The sequence below is a fragment of the Mesorhizobium sp. M7A.F.Ca.MR.362.00.0.0 genome, from assembly GCF_004023175.1.
Classification (GTDB): Bacteria; Pseudomonadota; Alphaproteobacteria; order Rhizobiales; family Rhizobiaceae; genus Mesorhizobium.
In genome coordinates, this window is record NZ_RZTF01000464.1 from 1 (window position 1) to 2094 (window position 2094).

At 65.0% G+C, this 2094-nt stretch carries 2 protein-coding genes; both read right to left on the reverse strand.

Annotated features, from left to right (window positions below; translation table 11 throughout):
• Positions 1–156: 156 nt before the first annotated feature.
• Positions 157–1434: a phosphoribosylamine--glycine ligase gene (purD, locus tag EOC06_RS33070; RefSeq protein WP_127270338.1), complete on the reverse strand. Its 1278-nt coding sequence runs from the start codon at positions 1432–1434 to the stop codon at positions 157–159.
• Positions 1435–1591: 157 nt separating this feature from the next.
• A partial coding sequence (locus tag EOC06_RS44105) for a phytanoyl-CoA dioxygenase family protein (protein ID WP_245470296.1) occupies positions 1592–2094 on the reverse strand: 503 nt, incomplete at its 5' end.

The following is a 2094-nucleotide window of genomic DNA, read 5'->3' on the forward strand; positions in this document are numbered from 1 at the left end:
GCGACGGCCAAGCTTCGGCATTGTCCAATATGTCGCCTGGAAGCGGACCGAACGGCGTTCACCCGCACAACTCGACTCTGCCTTTGCCGTGTCCGATCCACTCAGCACCGCTTCCACCGAACTCGATCGCGGCCAGCGGTGAGCCAATGCGGAACTTCAGGTTCCCTGTTCGCGCGCTACGGCCTGCCAGCCGATATCGCGGCGGCAGAACCCGTCCGGCCAATCGATGCGGTCAAGCGCGGCATAGGCTCGTTTCTGTGCCTCGCCGACCGTGGCGCCTGATGCCGTCACGTTGAGGACGCGGCCGCCATTGGCAACCAGCGCGCCGCCATTGATGGCGGTACCGGCGTGGAAGATCTGGACGCCGTCGCTCGCCGCGTCTTCGACGCCGCGGATGACCGAGCCTTTTTCCGGCGTGCCGGGATAGCCTCTCGCCGCCATTACTACGGTGAGCGCGGCCTCGTCGCGCCAGCGCACCGAAGTATGCGCAAGCTGGCCGTCGGTCGCCGCGTTGAGCAGGACCAGCAGATCATCCTTCAGCCGCATCATCAGCACCTGGCATTCCGGATCGCCAAAACGGGTGTTGTATTCGATCAGCTTCGGTCCCTTGTCGGTGATCATCAGCCCGGCAAACAGCACGCCGGAGAACGGCGCCCCCAGTTCGGCCATGCCGCGCATGGTCGGCTCGATGATCTCGCGCATGGTGCGCGCGACCAGTTCCGGCGTCATCACCGGTGCCGGCGAATAGGCGCCCATGCCACCGGTGTTGGGACCGGTGTCGCCGTCGCCGACGCGCTTGTGGTCCTGCGCGGTACCGAAGGGCAGTGCGGTGGTGCCGTCGCAGAGGCAGAAGAAACTCGCCTCCTCGCCGGTCATGAACTCCTCGACCACAACTTCCGCGCCAGCGGCGCCGAAGGAACCGTCGAAGCAGGCATCGAGTGCTGCCTGTGCTTCACTGGGCGTCATGGCGACGGTGACGCCCTTGCCGGCAGCGAGCCCGTCGGCCTTGATGACGATCGGTGCTCCGGTCTTTTCGACATAGGCCTTGGCCGAGGCCAGGTCACTGAAACGGCCATAGGCGGCGGTCGGGATGTTGTAGCGGGCGCAGAGATCTTTGGTGAAACCTTTCGATCCTTCCAGCTGTGCGGCAGCCTTGGAGGGTCCGAAGACGCGAATGCCTTGCGCGCGCAGATCGTCGGCAATGCCGACGACCAGCGGCCCCTCCGGGCCGACCACGACGAGGTCGATTTTTTTCTCCCGGCAGAACGCGGCCACGGCGGCATGGTCGGCTAAATCCAGCTTCACCAGCTCAGCCTCGCTGCCGATGCCCGGATTGCCGGGAGCCGCATAGAGCTTTGTCAGCAGCGGTGATGCGGCGATCTTCCAGGCGAGCGCATGTTCGCGGCCGCCGGAGCCGAGAAGAAGAACGTTCATGGCCACCTCTTGATGCCGACTATCCGTTAGAGCACCCGCTATTGCTCTCTGGGCGACGGGTCAAGGCATCCGGGCGCATTGATGGGAATTGCGCACGGGAACGTTACCCCAGCCGAAAATCGGCGGCGCACATCGGCGTCGATTTTCTGGCCTCGCTTCAGCCCTGGTAGACCACCGGAAACCAGTCCTCGCGCAGCCTCTCGCCCGGCTGCATGCCGTGGCCATGATATGGCGGCGAGGTGCGGCCCGGCCGCTCGACATAGCGCGCATCGTCACCCACCCAGCGCAGCGACAGCGCCCGGCGCCGCGCCGCGGTCAGGTTGCCGCGCGCGCCATGCGCGGTCCTGAAGTCGAACAGGATGGCGTCGCCCGGCTCCATTTCCCATTCGAGCACCTTCATCGACGGATCCTTGTCGGGATCTGGCACCGGCAGATAGTCGCCCTCGCCGGCATAGAAATTGCTGTCGTCGAGCCAGCGCACCGGCAGGATCATCTTGTCCCATTTGTGCGAGCCGGCGATCAGGCGCAGCGTCGCTTCCTTCACCGGGTCGATGGGGATCCAGAAGCTCACCGTCTGTTGGCCATCGACGAAATAGTAGGGGATGTCCTGATGCCAGGGCGTCGGCTTCTGCGTGCCGGGTTCCTTGACCAGCACGTGAT

What these genes read in the sequence shown, in the direction of transcription:
- purD (WP_127270338.1), bottom strand. Translation starts at nt 1,434, where the DNA reads ATGAACGTTCTTCTTCTCGGCTCCGGCGGCCGCGAACATGCGCTCGCC.